18 protein-coding genes and 1 riboswitch are annotated in these 15,897 nt (G+C 60.8%); of the genes, 5 read left to right on the forward strand and 13 right to left on the reverse strand.

Going from position 1 to position 15,897, the window contains the following annotated elements:
• Window positions 1-88: 88 nt before the first annotated feature.
• Window positions 89-1,165, reverse strand: coding sequence for a succinyl-diaminopimelate desuccinylase (gene dapE, locus ACR9WD_RS10830; RefSeq protein ID WP_434922062.1), 1,077 nt, complete (start codon window positions 1,163-1,165; stop codon window positions 89-91).
• An 82-nt stretch (window positions 1,166-1,247) separates the two neighbouring features.
• Between dapE and dapD the strand changes: the two genes are divergently transcribed.
• The gene (dapD, locus tag ACR9WD_RS10835; protein WP_038990612.1) at window positions 1,248-2,201 is read left to right on the forward strand and encodes a 2,3,4,5-tetrahydropyridine-2,6-dicarboxylate N-succinyltransferase; all 954 of its coding nucleotides are present in this window, start codon (window positions 1,248-1,250) and stop codon (window positions 2,199-2,201) included.
• 76 nt (window positions 2,202-2,277) lie between these two features.
• On the opposite strand, the gene ACR9WD_RS10840 is transcribed toward dapD, so the two are convergent.
• The 4 genes from ACR9WD_RS10840 to fdxA form a co-directional block, all read right to left on the reverse strand.
• Entirely contained in the window at window positions 2,278-2,886 is a 609-nt protein-coding gene (locus ACR9WD_RS10840; protein WP_143180993.1) for a hypothetical protein, read from the reverse strand.
• Between the two features lie 140 nt (window positions 2,887-3,026).
• Complete coding sequence (locus tag ACR9WD_RS10845) at window positions 3,027-4,313, reverse strand: citrate synthase (protein WP_038990615.1); 1,287 nt, start codon at window positions 4,311-4,313, stop codon at window positions 3,027-3,029.
• Window positions 4,314-4,411: 98 nt separating this feature from the next.
• Window positions 4,412-5,527: a succinyldiaminopimelate transaminase gene (gene dapC, locus ACR9WD_RS10850; protein WP_073705960.1), complete on the reverse strand. Its 1,116-nt coding sequence runs from the start codon at window positions 5,525-5,527 to the stop codon at window positions 4,412-4,414.
• Window positions 5,528-5,539: 12 nt separating this feature from the next.
• Window positions 5,540-5,863 (reverse strand): ferredoxin, encoded by a 324-nt coding sequence (gene fdxA / locus ACR9WD_RS10855; RefSeq protein ID WP_013349521.1) that lies wholly within the window; start codon window positions 5,861-5,863, stop codon window positions 5,540-5,542.
• Between the two features lie 214 nt (window positions 5,864-6,077).
• On the opposite strand from fdxA, the gene ACR9WD_RS10860 reads away from it, so the two are divergent.
• Together ACR9WD_RS10860 and ACR9WD_RS10865 are read left to right on the forward strand one after the other, a co-directional pair.
• Entirely contained in the window at window positions 6,078-6,320 is a 243-nt protein-coding gene (locus ACR9WD_RS10860; RefSeq protein ID WP_066140506.1) for a putative acetyltransferase, read from the forward strand.
• Between the two features lie 126 nt (window positions 6,321-6,446).
• A complete protein-coding gene (locus ACR9WD_RS10865) occupies window positions 6,447-6,956 on the forward strand; it encodes a helix-turn-helix domain-containing protein (RefSeq protein ID WP_073705959.1) in 510 nt (169 codons plus the stop codon).
• A gap of 76 nt (window positions 6,957-7,032) precedes the next feature.
• Here ACR9WD_RS10865 and ACR9WD_RS10870 read toward each other — a convergent pair whose 3' ends face one another.
• The 7 genes from ACR9WD_RS10870 to thiO all read right to left on the reverse strand — a co-directional run bounded on the left by ACR9WD_RS10870 (window position 7,033) and on the right by thiO (window position 13,444).
• Window positions 7,033-7,470, reverse strand: a complete 438-nt coding sequence (locus tag ACR9WD_RS10870) for a hypothetical protein (RefSeq protein ID WP_038990620.1) — start codon at window positions 7,468-7,470, stop codon at window positions 7,033-7,035.
• Window positions 7,451-9,358: a translational GTPase TypA gene (gene typA / locus ACR9WD_RS10875; protein ID WP_066140514.1), complete on the reverse strand. Its 1,908-nt coding sequence runs from the start codon at window positions 9,356-9,358 to the stop codon at window positions 7,451-7,453. Before typA ends, ACR9WD_RS10870 begins: the two co-directional genes overlap by 20 nt.
• A 147-nt stretch (window positions 9,359-9,505) precedes the next feature.
• A complete protein-coding gene (locus ACR9WD_RS10880) occupies window positions 9,506-10,048 on the reverse strand; it encodes a GNAT family N-acetyltransferase (protein WP_083586582.1) in 543 nt (180 codons plus the stop codon).
• Window positions 10,049-10,108: 60 nt separating this feature from the next.
• A complete protein-coding gene (locus ACR9WD_RS10885; protein ID WP_190263790.1) occupies window positions 10,109-11,254 on the reverse strand; it encodes a ThiF family adenylyltransferase in 1,146 nt (381 codons plus the stop codon).
• On the reverse strand, window positions 11,251-12,072 hold the full coding sequence (locus ACR9WD_RS10890) for a thiazole synthase (protein ID WP_073705957.1): 822 nt from the start codon (window positions 12,070-12,072) through the stop codon (window positions 11,251-11,253). The genes ACR9WD_RS10885 and ACR9WD_RS10890 overlap by 4 nt, the downstream gene beginning before the upstream one ends.
• A 2-nt stretch (window positions 12,073-12,074) precedes the next feature.
• The gene (gene thiS / locus ACR9WD_RS10895; RefSeq protein ID WP_052253651.1) at window positions 12,075-12,320 is read right to left on the reverse strand and encodes a sulfur carrier protein ThiS; all 246 of its coding nucleotides are present in this window, start codon (window positions 12,318-12,320) and stop codon (window positions 12,075-12,077) included.
• Window positions 12,317-13,444, reverse strand: a complete 1,128-nt coding sequence (thiO, locus tag ACR9WD_RS10900; protein ID WP_158024642.1) for a glycine oxidase ThiO — start codon at window positions 13,442-13,444, stop codon at window positions 12,317-12,319. Before thiO ends, thiS begins: the two co-directional genes overlap by 4 nt.
• A riboswitch (TPP riboswitch) is annotated at window positions 13,442-13,546 on the reverse strand. (Overlaps the previous gene by 3 nt.)
• A gap of 79 nt (window positions 13,547-13,625) precedes the next feature.
• On the opposite strand from thiO, the gene ACR9WD_RS10905 reads away from it, so the two are divergent.
• Together ACR9WD_RS10905 and ACR9WD_RS10910 are read left to right on the forward strand one after the other, a co-directional pair.
• Window positions 13,626-14,039, forward strand: a complete 414-nt coding sequence (locus tag ACR9WD_RS10905; RefSeq protein ID WP_073706423.1) for a DUF4440 domain-containing protein — start codon at window positions 13,626-13,628, stop codon at window positions 14,037-14,039.
• Between the two features lie 36 nt (window positions 14,040-14,075).
• Window positions 14,076-14,585, forward strand: coding sequence for a GNAT family N-acetyltransferase (locus ACR9WD_RS10910; RefSeq protein WP_073705955.1), 510 nt, complete (start codon window positions 14,076-14,078; stop codon window positions 14,583-14,585).
• Window positions 14,586-14,666: 81 nt separating this feature from the next.
• Here the strand turns inward: ACR9WD_RS10910 and ACR9WD_RS10915 are convergent, their stop codons facing one another.
• Window positions 14,667-15,887: a mechanosensitive ion channel gene (locus ACR9WD_RS10915; protein ID WP_073705954.1), complete on the reverse strand. Its 1,221-nt coding sequence runs from the start codon at window positions 15,885-15,887 to the stop codon at window positions 14,667-14,669.
• Window positions 15,888-15,897: the final 10 nt, after the last annotated feature.

Genomic DNA, 15,897 nt, shown 5'->3' on the forward strand with positions numbered 1-15,897 from the left:
ACAGAAAAATCTCCGTACCGCTTGGGCATCAACCACACGGTACGGAGATTTTTTCTTGCCACGACAATTGCTCAGTGACAGGGCATCGCTAGCGCAGCCACGCGCGCAGGCTCTGCAGGCAATCACGGATAGCCTGCTGCGGTACATGCTCATCATCGCTGTGTGCTAGCAGCGCATCTCCTGGGCCGAAGTTCACTGCCGAAACTCCCAAGGCCGAGAAGCGCGACACGTCGGTCCAGCCGTACTTCGGCTTGGGTTCCTGGCCCAGCACCTTGATCAGGTCCGCGGCAATCTGCTGGTCCAATCCCGGTTTGGCTCCATCGGCGCCATCGGTGCGCTCGATATCGAAGCCAGCGAAAAGCTCGCGGACAACGGCCTCAGCCTCGGCCAGCGTCTTGTCCGGGGCGAATCGGTAGTTCACTTCCACCTCGCAGTAATCCGGAATCACGTTGCCCGCGATGCCGCCGGCAATGCGGACTGCGTTCATTCCCTCGCGGTAGTCCAGGCCTTCGACGGTGATGCTCTGGGGCTGGTAGGCAGCCAGCCGCTGCAGGATCTCCCCCGCGTCGTGGATCGCGTTATGCCCCATCCATGCGCGTCCCGAATGGGCCGCCTTGCCGCGGGTGCGGATGACGAAGCGGCTGGTTCCGTTGCACCCGCCTTCGACGGTGCCGTTGGTCGGTTCCAGCAGGATCGCGAAGTCAGCTTCCAGCAGTTCCGGGCTGTTCTTGGCCAGCCGGCCCAATCCGGACCTGGCCGCTTCAACTTCCTCATGGTCGTAGAAGACGTAGGTGACATCGTATTTGGCGTCGGTCAGCTCTGCCGCCAGGGCAAGCTGTACGGCAACCCCGCCTTTCATGTCCGTCGCACCGCGGCCATAGAGCACCCCGCCGATGACCTGTGCGGGGACGGTGCCCTTGGCGCCCTCGGTGCGTGGCAACGGCACGGTGTCCAGATGCCCGGCCAGCACGACGCGGCGTTCGCGGCCAAAGCTGGTGCGCGCCACGATGGCGTCCTGGTCCCGATGGACCTCAAGATGCGCCAGCTGCTGCAGCGCGTGGTGCACCTTGTCGGCCAGCTCTTGCTCATTGCCGGAAACGGATTCAATGTTCATGATCTGCTCGGTGAGCAGGGCAACGTCTTGTTGCAGGTCCAATTCGTTCACGGCTGGCTACATCCTGAGTCTCTAGCTTCACTTTTTTGTCATTTATCAACGTTACTCCGGTCAGCAAAGATACGATCGGTGTATGACTTCAGAATCTGTGACATCCAGCGAATCATCTGTCCGTTTAGCCTCAGCGCATGGCCTTGCAACGGTCGCATCCGATGGAACGATCCTTGATGTTTGGTACCCGGCTCCAGTCTTGGGCGAACTCGCCCAAGCTGAAGAGCTCTCCGGTGAACTCTCTGCCGCCGCGCAGGATGATGCAGCCCGCGGCACCACCCAGAAGGTAGTTTCACTGACCATTAATCTTGATGTAGCTCCGGCTGACACCGCCGATGTGTGGCTGCGCCTGCACTTGCTATCGCACCGCCTGGTCCAGCCGAACAGCATCAACCTCGACGGCATCTTCGGCCATCTGGCAAACGTCGTATGGACGAATTTCGGTCCTTGCCAGGTCGAGGGCTTCGAAACGACCCGGTTGAAGTTGCGCGCTCGTGGTGCGGTCACCGTGTACGGCGTGGACAAGTTCCCGCGCATGGTCGACTATGTGGTTCCGGCCGGCGTGCGCATTGCCGACGCTGGACGTGTGCGCCTCGGCGCCCACCTGGCTTCGGGCACCACCGTCATGCACGAAGGGTTCGTCAATTTCAATGCCGGCACCTTGGGCACCTCGATGGTGGAAGGCCGCATTTCGGCATCGGTCGTTGTTGGCGATGGCTCGGACGTTGGAGGCGGCGCATCGATCATGGGCACCTTGTCCGGTGGCGGCAAGGAACGCATTGTCATCGGCGAACGCGTGCTGCTGGGGGCAAACGCCGGTGTGGGCATCTCGATCGGCGATGACTCGGTGGTCGAAGCTGGCCTGTACGTCACCGCCGGCACGCGTGTGGTGCTGGGCGAGAAGCAGGTCAAGGCACTGGAGCTTTCCGGCGTGCCAAACCTGCTCTTCCGCCGCAATTCGATCACCGGCACTGTTGAGGCCCTGCCGCGCGCAGGCCAGACCGTTGAGCTGAACAGCGCGCTTCACGCCAACTAATTCTCCTGTTGCATTCGAACTGGCAGATCACGAAAGTGGTCTGCCAGTTTTTATTGCCCAGTTTCTTGCTGCTCGGCTAGCCGCCGGGAAAGATGATGGTCACCATCGGCTGGATGAAGCCGTGGAAAGCCTTGGAGTCGCGCAGCAGCGACGTGCTGGCCACGATGGTTGCCCGGCCAGTCAGCCAAGCCCTGGGCTCGTCCAAGGGCACGTCAATGAGCTGGATCTCCTGCCGAGTGGCTTGCATATCGTGTTCCACGCCGTGGTCAATCAGGATCCGCTCCAGCTCATCCATGCGGTGCGGCACGTACTTGCCGCTGTTTTCTGCAAAGTCCTGGGCATGCTGCTGGGCGAACACCGTGGCCTGGCCGTAGTGTGCCCGCGCCAGCCGGGCCAGGGCCGGGTAGCCCTCGTCTTCCAGCCGCTTGATCAGTGCATCGCTGGCCTCCGGTTCACTGGCTGGCGCCACCGCGGTCAGCGAATCCCACCAGGAACTCCATTCCTGCTTGAGCTGTCCGTGCGAGTCGTCAATCGTGTTGCGGTTCTTGATATTGGAAGCAAGCCGGCTATTAGGTCCGGCCTCCGCGGGGTGGACGCCTGAGAGTTCGCGCAGGTACAACGCCATCAGCATATTCTGATTGGTATTTATGGCCAGCGACCAATTATTTCCACGACGTAAGTACATGCATACCACCTGATTCTTCGGCACACTTGTCGTTTCCTCTGCCTCAAAGGATACTCCCGAAATACCACTTAAAACAGGGAAGGACCTGTCCCCCACTATCGTGGGAAGACAGGTCCTGCCGCAGGAATCCGGCAGCTAGCCTAGGCCTGGTAGCCCGGGTAGTTGCGAGCGGTTTCACCCATGTACAGCTGGCGTGGGCGGCCGATCTTCAGCTCCGGGTCCTTGATCATTTCGCGCCACTGCGCGATCCAGCCTGGCAGGCGGCCGATGGCGAACAGCACGGTGAACATCTTCTCCGGGAAGCCCATGGCGGTGTAGATCAGGCCGGTGTAGAAGTCCACGTTCGGGTAGAGCTTGCGCGAGATGAAGTATTCATCGTTCAGCGCAGTTTCTTCCAGCTTCATCGCGATATCAAGCAGCTCGTTCTTGCCCTGCTTTGCCAGCAGGTCGTGAGCGGTCTTCTTGATGATCTTGGCGCGTGGATCGTAGTTCTTGTACACGCGGTGGCCGAAGCCCATCAGGCGTACGCCGTCCTCCTTGTTCTTGACCTTGGTCATGAACTCTTCAGGGGTCATGCCCGAAGACTGGATTTCACGGAGCATCTTCAGGACGGCTTCGTTGGCGCCGCCGTGGGCCGGGCCGGACAGCGCGTGGATGCCTGCCGAAACCGAAGCGAACATGTTGGCTTCCGAGGAGCCAACCAGGCGCACGGTGGAGGTCGAGCAGTTCTGCTCGTGGTCAGCGTGCAGGATCAGCAGCAGGTCAAGAGCCTTGACAACGTCTGGATCCACGATGTACGGCTCGGCAGCGGTGCCGAAGCACAGGCGCAGGAAGTTCTCGACCATGTTCATCGAGTTGTCCGGGTACAGCAGCGCCTGGCCAATGGACTTCTTGTGCGCGTACGCGGCCAAGACCGGAAGCTTTGCCAGCAGGCGCAGGGTCGAACGCTCAACCTGTGCGTCATCCTTCGGATCCAGCGAATCCTGGTACCAGGTTGACAGGGCCGAAACAGCCGAGGACAGCACCGGCATCGGGTGCGCGTCGCGAGGGAAACCGCCGAAGAAGCCCTTGAGCTCTTCGTGCAGCAGGGTGTGGCGGCGCAACGAGTTGTCGAACTCGGCCAGCTGGTCGGCAGTTGGCAGTTCGCCGTAGATCAGCAGGTACGTGACCTCGATGAAGCTGGACTTCTCGGCCAGCTGCTCGATTGGGTACCCGCGGTAGCGCAGGATGCCTGCGTCGCCGTCGATGTAGGTAATCGCGGACTTGGTGGCCGCGGTATTCATGAAGCCGGGATCGTAAGTCACGTTCCCGGTGGTCTTCAAAAGTGGGGCTACGCCGAATCCGTCGTTGCCCTCTGCTGCCTGAATTACCGGCAGCTCGAGGCTGGATTCTCCAAAGTGTAGCTGTGCAGACGTAGTATCTGTCATTGCATCTCCTAACCGGAAAGCGTGTAGTTCCGAAAGGTCAGTCGTCACCGTAGAACATACCGCGATTTGACCCATTCAAGCTAATTAGGGCGTCATCTTCACCGATTGGCGGAAGAATTCAACCGTTCAACGGCAGCCGCGATCCGTTCGTCGGATGCAGTCAGCGCCACGCGCACGTGGCGTTCCCCGGCGGTGCCGTAGAAGGCCCCGGGACCGGCCACGATGCCCAGTTCCGCCAGCGCCCCGATGGTTTCAAAGCTCGGACGCCCAGCGGTGCACCACAGATACAGGCCCGCCACCGAATCCTCGATGGCCAGGCCGAAATTCTCCAGCGCCGGCCGCAGCATGTCACGGCGTGCCCGGTACAGCTCGCGCTGCGCCGCGACATGCTCGTCGTCATTCAGGGCCGCCACCATGGCGTGCTGGATTGGACCGGGAACGATCATGCCAGCATGCTTGCGGCTATTGACCAGAGACGGCATCAGATTGGGAGCACCGGCAACGAAGGCGGCGCGGTATCCGGCGAGGTTGGACTGCTTCGACAGCGAATACAGCGCGAACAGGTCATCGAGGTTTCCAGCGTTGACCGCCGGGTCCAGGATGCTGGGCACCTGCCCCTCGTATTCATCCCACCCCAGTTCCGCGTAGCACTCGTCGGAGGCGACGACGGCACCCATTTCGCGGGCCTGAGCCACGATGCCTGCCAGCTGGGCGGTATCGCGGACCTTTCCGGTCGGGTTGCCAGGCGAGTTGACCCAGATCAGCTTCACGCGCTCGCGCTGCTCAGCAGTCAATTCCGAGAGGTCGTCGGTGGCGATAGGGGTCGCGCCGACCAGCTGGGCACCGATGTCATAGGTCGGGTAGGCGATTTCGGGACGGACCACGATATCGCCAGCGCCCAGGCCCAGGAACAACGGCAGCCACGCCACCATTTCCTTGGAGCCAACCGTCGGCATGACATCATCGGTGCTCAATCCGGTGACGTTGCGTCGGCGGGCGAACCAGTCGACGATGGCTTGGCGGACCTCAATGGTCCCGTGCGTGGTCGGGTAGCCGTGCGAGTTGGCAGCGTCGGCCAGCGCCTGCTGGATGACCTGCGGCGTGCTGTCGATGGGCGTGCCGATCGACAGGTCCACGACTCCCCCCGGATGTGCGGACGCTTGCTCGCGATACGGGGCAAGCTGGTTCCAGGGGTAATCGGGGAGTTCAAGCATGAAAGTGAAAACCTAGCCTTGGTTCTGAGGTGGCAAGGCGCTGATCAGTGGGTGGTCAGTGCCGGTGTTACCAATTTTAGCGGCGCCGCCCGGGGATCCAAGTTCGTCGAAAAAGTCGACGTTTGCCTTGTAATAGTCGGCCCACTCGTCCGGCACATCATCTTCGTAGTAGATGGCTTCGACGGGGCAGACAGGTTCGCAGGCGCCGCAGTCAACACATTCATCGGGATGAATGTAGAGCGAGCGCTCACCTTCATAGATACAATCTACCGGGCACTCTTCGACGCACGCCTTGTCTTTCACGTCGACGCACGGCTGAGCGATGATGTAAGTCACGAGGGCCGAGACCTTTCCTTGCACTGGGTGGTTTCAACAGAGCTAGTGGTTTCAGCAGATGCTCTTTGAATCCTTTACCAGCTCAAACTACAGTCTAGTCCTGTATAACCATTCATCGAACCGCCTATCGGCGCGCTGTGACGTAATCGACCATTCACATTTCAGCTTCCCGTGGTGCAAATGAATTCTTCTTACGAAAAGATGACGCTACCAAATGCTTAGTTTTAGTGATGTGACGCCCGGTGAACGGCTAGTTGTCCGCTACCGATTGGCCGAGGGCCAGGCCGGCGGACATTTTTCCGACGCGTTGGGAGAGCTGAGGGAAGTGACCGAGGAATCGGTGAGCATCCAGACCCGCACCGAGCTGGTACGCATCCCCCGCGCGGCGATCACCCACGCCAAGCGGGTACCGCAGGCTCCGGCGCGCCGCAGGCCCCGCGTCCCGCGCAGCGAATAGCGTCCTGGCAAGCCGCAAGATTTTCACGATGCCACTTATCCGGGTCGCAGCTGCCTTGATCCGGCTTGGGAAGACATGCGATTTGAATCTTCCAATCACTTAACACTTTTCGCGTATGCTGTTTTCATGCCCTCCGATAAACTTGTCCAATCGCGAGCACGAGCCCTCAGCTCCCCGCTGAGGCTTCGCATCTTGCGCTTGTGCCTCCATGAGTCACGCACGAACAAGGAAATTGCGGACATTCTGGATTTGAATCCCGCCACGTCCTTGCATCACGTGCGCACCCTCGTCAGCAACGGCTACCTCGCCGCGGAAGAACCGCGCCGAGGCAACCGCGGTGCCAAAGAAGTGCCCTATCGAAGCACCAAGCAGTCCTGGGGCACCCGCATTCCCGACGCGGCTCCGATGCTCGTGGACACCTTCCTGCAGGAAATCGAGGGACTTGATCCGCAGGAAATACAGGTCATCCGCTTGGGTCTGAAACTCAATGAAGAAAACCAGAAGGAACTGATGAGCCGGCTGCGCGCGGTTATCGAGGACTACGCAGTACGCGACCCGGATCCCGATGGCGTGGCCACCTCGCTGTTCTTGGCCCACCATCTGGATATCACCGGCAATGCGCGTGACGGCCAGTAGGCCGGTCACCGCTTCCCCAAAACCTTATTAAAAACAGTAGGAGTTCCTCCCGTTGGGGAAGAACTCCTACTGTTTTTCAATTCTGCCGTTGCTGCTTGCGCAACACCCGCAAGGAGCACAGCAAGGCAATCACCGATGGAATGACCATTCCGTACATCCACAGTGCAGAGGCCAACGCCGGTCCGGGCAGGTACTCGTAGTACTGCATGCCCAAGATCAGCTGGTCGTCGCCCACATAGGAAATCAGGCCAACAGTCACATAGCATCCGATGAACGCCACCGCACCGGCCCACAGCTTCGCGGAGGAAACCGCAGCCCAGTACACCAGTACTCCGAGCAGGAGCCAGGCAACAAGCACGCCCCAAACCAGCGGGAAATCGTTGCCGATATAGCTGATGGAGGCGTGGATTGCCGTGCCGAACAATCCTGCAGCCACGGCGGCAACCGCACCGCGCCACAGCGCGGAGAAGTTGCCTCCGAGGGAATTGCGATTATTAGGAGCGTGCGCGTGCACGGCTGGCCTTGGCACGGTCGTTGGCGTTCAGCAGCACCTTGCGGATGCGGATTGCTTCCGGGGTGACCTCAACGCACTCGTCTTCGCGAGCGAATTCAAGCGACTCTTCCAGGGTCAGGGTGCGTGGCGGGGTCAGGTTCTCGAAGGAATCCGAGGAAGCTGCACGCATGTTGGTGAGCTTCTTTTCCTTGGTGATATTCACGTCCATGTCATCGGCGCGCGAGTTCTCGCCCACGATCATGCCCTCGTAGACCTCTTCGGTTGGCTTCACGAAGAAGCTCATGCGTTCCTGCAGGTTGATCATCGCGAATGGAGTCACCACGCCGGCACGGTCGGCCACGATCGAGCCGTTGATGCGGTACTCGATGGCGCCTGCCCACGGCTCGTAGCCTTCGGCCAGCGAAGCGGCAATGCCGGCACCACGGGTTTCGGTCATGAATCGGGTGCGGAAGCCGATCAGGCCACGTGCTGGAACCATGAATTCCATGCGAACCCAGCCGGTACCGTGGTTGGCCATGTCGGTCATGCGGCCCTTGCGCGATGCCATCAGCTGGGTGATAGCGCCCAGGTACTCTTCCGGCACGTCAATGGTCATGCGCTCCATTGGCTCGTGGACCTTGCCGTCGATCATCTTGGTGACAACCTGCGGCTTGCCAACGGTCAGCTCGAAGCCTTCGCGGCGCATCTGCTCAACGAGGATGGCCAGTGCCAGTTCGCCACGACCCTGGACTTCCCAAGCGTCTGGACGCTCGGTTGGCAGGATGTTCAGCGAAACGTTGCCGATCAGTTCCTTGTCCAGGCGATCCTTGACCTGGCGTGCGGTGACCTTGGCGCCCTTGACCTTGCCAGCCAGTGGCGAGGTGTTGATGCCGATGGTCATGGAGATCGCAGGTGGATCAACGGTGATCAGCGGCAGCGGCTTAGGGTTCTCCAGGTCGGTGAGGGTTTCGCCGATCATGATGTCTTCGATACCGGCGACTGCAACGATCTCGCCCGGTCCGGCTTCTTCAGCTGGAACGCGGGTCAGGCCCTGGGTGGCCAGCAGTTCGGTGATCTTGACCTGCTTCATGGTGCCGTCCTGGCGTGCCCAGTTGACCTGCTGGCCCTTGCGCAGGGTGCCGTTGATCATGCGCAGCAGTGCAAGACGGCCGAGGAATGGCGAAGCGTCAAGGTTGGTGACGTGGGCCTGCAGGACTTCACCCTCGGTATAGGTCGGCGCAGGAACGTGCTTGATGATGGTCTCGAACAGCGGCTCAAGATCTTCGTTGTCAGGCAGTGTGCCGTCAACTGGCTGGTTCATCGATGCGTAGCCGGCCTTGCCCGAAGCGAAGACCACGGGAACGTTCAAGATGGCATCCAGATCCAGGTCCGGAGCTTCGTCAGCCAGGTCGGAAGCCAGGCCGAGCAGCAGATCCATGGAGTCGGAGACGACGCCGTCGATGCGGGCATCGGCGCGGTCGGTCTTGTTGACCACGATGATCACTGGCAGGTTGGCGCCAAGCGCCTTGCGCAGCACGAAGCGGGTCTGCGGCAGCGGACCCTCGGATGCGTCGACGAGCAGGACAACGCCGTCGACCATGGACAGGCCGCGTTCAACCTCGCCACCGAAGTCGGCGTGGCCCGGGGTGTCGATGATGTTCATGGTCATCTTCTTGCCCTCGGCCGCTGGGCCGCTGTAGAACACGGTGGTGTTCTTGGCAAGAATGGTGATGCCCTTCTCGCGTTCCAGCTCACCTGAGTCCATCACGCGGTCTTCGGTTTCACCATGGCTGTCGAATGCGCCGGTCTGCTGGAGCATGGCGTTGACCAGGGTGGTCTTGCCGTGGTCAACGTGCGCCACAATGGCTACATTGCGAAGTTCATCGCGAGTAATGGTGTTTGCTGACATGCGTGAAGGCTCACTTCCGCTCGAGAAATTGGGTCTGTGGAGTCGGGGCCAAAGTCGACCCAACAATCCAGTTTACGCTCTCGAGACTAATAGTCTGTTGATCTGTGTCAGAACATACAGGAATTTCATGTACCGGTCGCGAGAAATTCAGCGGATCGACTGGGTAGGTATCCAAAAACGCAGCGTGCCGGCGCCATGGCTGGCTTCAATTTCCGGAAGCTTGGCGTCCAGCAATCCGCCGCATTTTTCAATGGTCGATCTTGAACCGATGTTATCGGAAGCACAGGTAACCAGTGCGCGCTCAATTCCTGATTCGCGCAGTTCCTGCAATCCGAATCTGCACAGTTGCTGTGCCACACCACGGCGACGATACTCGGGAACTACACCATAGCCGATATGCCCGCCGTAATGAAGCAGGCCCTCGTTGAGCTCATACCTCACAGATACACGGCCCACCAGTTCCCCGTCGTCGAAGGCGGCAAACAGCGCCGAGCGAACCCATCCTTCGGGGATGTGCTCGCCACGGCGCCCTGCCTTCATCCGGTAGGCATAGTCCTCCCAAGCCTCAGCGGAAGTCCAGGTGGGCAAGAACTCGAAATCATCGCCAAGCATCAAATGATGGGCATCGATTGCCTGCTGTTCGTCGCCGATTTCCAATTCACGGATCTCCAGCGCAATTCCCATAGCCATGGCGCAAGTATGCCAGAGCTGGGCCGGCTCCAAGAAGCGCAGGCACTGCAAGGCCGGGCGCTAGTAGGCCACCTGCTGCCCCTGAACCTGCCTGGCCCATTCCACGGTGCCGCCGCTGAGGCTGTACACCTGGACGGCTGGCTGCAGATCCGGCCTGGCAATCCGCGCCGCCTGCTGTGAACGGACACCCGTTTTGCAGACGAACACGATCGCCGAGGCACCCTGCGCGAGCCCTCCCAGTCCTTGTTCTTCCAGTTGCGCGAGCGGGAGGGGCTGGCTGTGCGGGATCGCAATGATCTCGCGTTCCCAGGCTTCACGCACATCCACCAGCAGCACCGGTTCCTCCGCTTCAAGGTCCGCCAGTTGCTCAACGGAAATTTCCGGAACATGCCCATCGACAGCGCAGGACGCTGGCTGGTACTCGGCCAGCCGGCTCACCGGTTCGCGTTGCGGGTCCCTGGCAAAGTCGAGTGTTCGCACACTGGCTTCCCGTGCATCGTAGAGCCAAAGTTTTCCGCTGAGCGTGGTGCCGATTCCAGTGATGAGCTTCAGGGCCTCGGTGCACATCACCGAGCCGATGACGCCGCACAGGGCGCCAAAGACCCCGCCCTCGGCGCAGCTGGGCACGGAGTCCGCATCGGGGATTTCAGGGAAAAGGTCGCGCAGCATCGGACCGGTGCGCGGGTCGAAGACGGACACCTGCCCGGAGAATTGGAACAGCGTCCCCCAGACCAGTGGGGTGCCGGTGATTTCTGCGGCGTCGTTGGACAGGTAGCGCGTGGCGAAGTTGTCGCTGCCGTCGATGACCAGGTCGTAGTCGCTGAAAAGTGCCACTGCGTTGGTCTCATCCAGTTTGCCATCCACGGCGATAACCCGGACATTCCGGTTCTGCTCGTGGGCCATCCGGCGGACCGATTCCACCTTCAAGCGGCCTACGTCCTGTTGCCTGTGCATGGTTTGGCGTTGCAGGTTGGACAGTTCAACCGTGTCGTGGTCCACGACCCCGAGGGTGCCGATCCCCGCGGCGACCAGGTAGCTGGCAATGGGGCTGCCCAGTCCCCCGGCTCCGATTACCAGCACCTTGGCATTGGCGATCCTGCGTTGCCCTTCTTCGCCGACGCCGGGAAGCGACAGATGCCGGGAATAACGCGCCAATTCTTCCGGTGCCAGCTCCGGCCCCGGGGCTACCAATGCTGACTGGTTCACGAGAAGTCACCGACCAGGGTCTGCATCATGCCTTCGGTGGGCGAGGATGCCAGGGCGGTGTCGCGGCGCGGGATCCGGCCCGCGAGCCGTGCGGCTCGTCCTGCACGCACCGCATCCTTCATGGCCATCGCCATCAGCGGCGCGTTGTGCGCCCGGGTCACCGCACTGGCCAGCAGCACGGCATCGCAGCCGAGCTCCATGGCCAGGGCGGCGTCAGAGGCGGTGCCGACTCCGGCGTCCAGGATGACCGGCACCTGGGCCCGGGAGACGATGGTGGAAATATTGTGCGGGTTCAAGATGCCCAGGCCGGATCCGATTGGTGCGCCGGCTGGCATGATGGCCGCAACACCGGCGTCCTGGAGGCGCTGGGCAAGGGCAGGATCATCGTTGGTGTAGGCAAAGACCTGGAATCCGTCGGCGACCAGCTGTTCGGTGGCAGCGTGCAGCTCCAGCGGATCAGGCAGCAACGTGTGCTCGTCCGCAATCACTTCGAGCTTGATCCAGTTCGTTTCCAGCGCTTCGCGGGCCAGGTGCGCGGTGAGGATCGCGTCGCGGGCGGTGAAGCATCCAGCGGTATTCGGCAGCGCAATCACGTTGTTGCGCTGCAGCAAGTCATACACGTTGGACTCGCCTGCCGCCGAAAAGTGTCGGATGGCCACGGTAGTCAGTTCGGTTCCAGAGGCCTGCAATGCGCTTTCCAGGGTGGTCAGCGAACTCGCTCCCCCGGTGCCGAGGATCAAGCGCGAAGACAAGGTGCGTCCTGCAACCTGGAATGGATCGCTGTTGATGTCCAGTTCGGTGATGTTTTGCGTGTCCACGCCTAGCCTCCCTGGGCTGCGGTAACGAGTTCGATGCTGTGCCCTTCGGCCAGCGTGTAGCTGTTCCAGGCGCTGCGCGGGATGACAGCGCCATTGACCGCGGCGGCTATTCCAAGCTTGCTGCCGTCCACGGCCGCCGAGTTGCTATCCAGATCCTTGCCGATCTGCATGCTGATGAATTCGCGAAGGGTGATTCCTTCGTCCAGGTTCAGTTCCCGGGAATTGAACTTGATGCCAATGCTTTTCATGGGTGCTGCTCCGTTCGGTGGGTGGTCTGGGTTGCTGTGGCGAAGCGGTGTGGATTCACAGCCTGATGCAACGGATGGGTTTCAGAGCCGTGAATGAGATCAGCGGTGAGTGTTGCGCCCAGCGGAGCCAGCAGCACTCCGTGCCGGGAGTATCCGGTGCTAAGCACCAGGCCCGGGTCAATGCGCCCCAGCAGCGGACGGTCATCGGGAGTGGCGGGACGGGCCCGGGCAGTTGCCTCGTTCAGCGTGCAGTCGCTGATGCCGGGTATGAGCTTTCGCGCATTGTCCAGCAGCAAATGCATGGCTCCGATGTTCACTGCAGGCTGGCGGTCTTCCCGGACGCTGGCTCCGAGCACGAGGCTGCCGTCCTTTCTCGGCACGAGATACACCGGCTCCCGGTGCACGATGCCGCGGATGGTCCGGGTGATCAATGGCGGACCGGCTGGCCCCTGGATCCGGAGAATATCTCCGTAGACGGGGCGCACCGGCACCCGGTCCAGGCCGTCAATGGTGCCCAGTCCGGTGGCCACGATGGTTTGATCCGCTTCGAGGATCTTGCCCGATGCGGTGCGTACCGCGTTGGTTCGGCTCCCGTCGCCCACCAGCGCCTGCGCCCGCTCCTCGATCAGGCGGCCACGCAGGTGATCAAGCAGGATTTTGACGACTGACCGTGGGTCGACTTGGTGGTCATCTTGGCATAGGACTGCGCCTGCTATATTCGCGGCCAAGGCTGGTTCGAGTTTGCGGGCTTGGCTGGGCAAGAGCTTTTCCGCTGACAGGCCGAGGGAGGCTTGCAGTTCGGCCAGCTCATGCAGGGCTTCGCGGTCAGCCGGTTCGGCCGCGACGACGAGGGTTGAGTTCTGCAGGTAGTCCGGGCGTTGCCCGGTCACGGATTCGATGCGCTCAATGAACTTTGGATAGGCGGCATTCGAGGCGGCAAGCAGCTCGTGAAGCGGGCCATGGCCCCAGACCGTTTCAGCTGCCGGGGCCAGCATTCCGGCTGCCGCGTAGCTTGCACCTTGGCCTGGTGCTGGATCGATGAGGGTGGCAGTATGTCCCCGTGATTCCAGTTCGAACGCAACTGACAGGCCGATGATTCCGGCGCCAACAATATTCACATGCACGAGAGCACGCATCCTTCCTACGGCGGCATGACCCGCATCAGGTGTAGCGGTCGGCTCGGTGCCCTCTCAGCCTGGTCGATTCAGGCTCCCGCGGAGTACTGCGATTATAGGCATGATCCAGCTCATAAAGTCGAACTGGAGCAACCGCAGCTCCGTCATCTTCTGTGATGTACTAGTTGACATGGCATCTCATGACTTCCCCCGCGTGCTTCCCCAGGGATCTGCGTTGTCCAACACGATCATTTCGTTGGAGCAGGAGCTCTTGGAAACCAGCCAGCGCCATAGCCGAAGGCAATTGGAACGGTACTTGCATCCGCAGTTCTCCGAAGTGGGTGCCAGCGGCCGTGTCTACGATCGCGAGTCGATCATTGCCCAGCTGGCCCAGGAGCCGGAACGGGATTCCGGATCTCGGGAAGTCGGCAGCCCCGTGGCAATCCAGGTTGCCGATCAAGCGGTGCTTCTGCGCTGGAGGTTGCTATCGGGATCCGCCAGCGAGCGCAGTTCGCTGTGGATCCATGAGCAGGATCGCTGGCAGCTGTTCTTCCATCAGGGCACGCCCGCTGCGCGGCAGCTTTCTTTTGCAGAACCGAACTAGGCCGCATTAGTCGACGACGATTTCTCGGTTCGCAGGCTGCGCCAATCGGATGCCGAAGCTGTTTTCGAAGCCTTTTCCTCCAATGCCGATATGGATCGCCAAGGAGATGCCGACACTCCGGAAAAGGCCGCATCGTACGTGCGTGCCCTGATGGAGGCCGGCGAACGGCAGCAGGCTTTGGCCATCGCCTATCGAGACCGGCTGGTCGGTTTGGTCTGCGATACTGTCGATCCAGCCAATCAGAACGCATGGGTTTGGTATTGGATGAACCAGGACTACCGCGGGAGGTCTCTGGCCACTCGCGCAGTGGCTACTTTGGTGAACCACCTGTTTGGCGAGCTCGGTTTGTACCGTTTGGAACTAGGTCTTCGGGCGAACAATCCTGGATCGAAGCGTGTTGCCGAATGCAACGGGTTCCTGCGCGAGGGTGTCGAGCGCGGTAAGTTCCTGGTTGCTGGAGAACGCGTTGACGTGTACGCCTACGCGCGGTTGCGGACTGATCAGGTCCCCGACGTAGTGCCGTTGCCGTGGAGCACGCAGCCGTAGCTTGGCGGGCAACAAAAAGTCGCGGAATCCGGTTTCGGGTTCCGCGACTTTTTATCTGTCCCTCAGGTTTAGTGATATTGGCTAGATGCCTGGAGTTGATGCCGGCGGCGTCGAATCCGGGCCGTCGGTGGCCTGATTGGCCTCGATCTTTTTCAGCGTGCGAGCCGCAGCATCGCGGCCACCAAGTCCAAAGGCCAGCGCCGCGGCCAAAGCCGCGCCAATGACGATTGCACCGAAGGCCATATTGATGATCGAATCAGCGATACCCATGTACTTCAAGCCCATTGCCACGAACAACGCGATTGCCGTGTAGCGGATGATCTTTGAAGCGGTGGTGTCGCCCAAGAAACGGCCGATGACGTTGGCGATGACGAAACCTGCGGCGATAATTGCTGCGCCGAAGAGAATCTTGCCGCCCAAGGCCAGGATTTCATTGAGGATGTTGGTGATCGCCGGGAAGTTCAGCATCTGGGCCGCCATCACGCCGAAGAACAGCACGATGGCAATCTTGACGATGCCAGCGATGATTCCCGAAGCGCTCTTGCCTTCGGGAACAACACCCCATTGGGCAACAACGGAGTCGGTGCCCACCCCGTGAAGGGTTGATTCAAGCAGCTGGCCGACGAACTTGGCAATCAGAATACCGACGGCCAAGAGCACCAAGGCCATGATGACCTGCGGTATTGCGGTGAAGACAAGCTGCAGCATCTGCTGGGCAGGGTCCGAAATTGCCGCGATGCCCAAGACCTGCAGTGCCGAAATGGCAACGACGAGCAGGATCAAGGCGAAGACGATATTGGCAATGATGTCAACGATCTTCGCTTGGGACTCGCGAGACTGGACTTCGTCAACCGGTTCATCGCCTGGGGTCAATTTGCGGACCAGCCCGCTGAAGTCGACAGTTCCCAAACCGGTCTTCAGCAGCTGGCGAACGATATTGGCGATCACGTAGCCGATGAAGAAGATGAAGCCCGCACCGATGAGGTTGGGGATGAAGGCCATGACGCCGCCGAGCAGGCCCTGCACCGGCGATAGCACTTCAGATAGCGCGAATACTTGCAGGATTGCCACGAGGCCGAACAGCCAGACGATCAGTCCCGCAACCTTGCCCAGAGATTGGCCTATTTGCTCTCCGTCATTGCCCTGCTTCTGCAGGAACTTCACCCTGGTCACCAATTTGGCGGCAGCCCACCGAACGATGCGCGCGAGAAGCCACGTAATGATGAGGATGATTAGCGCGATGCCAACCTTTTGTAGCATCGACGCCCAGTCGATATTGCCTAAAACGTTCTCAGACTGCATTGCTGCTCCT

It is taken from the genome of Glutamicibacter sp. PAEs-4 (assembly GCF_051161755.1).
GTDB lineage: Bacteria > Actinomycetota > Actinomycetes > Actinomycetales > Micrococcaceae > Glutamicibacter > Glutamicibacter nicotianae.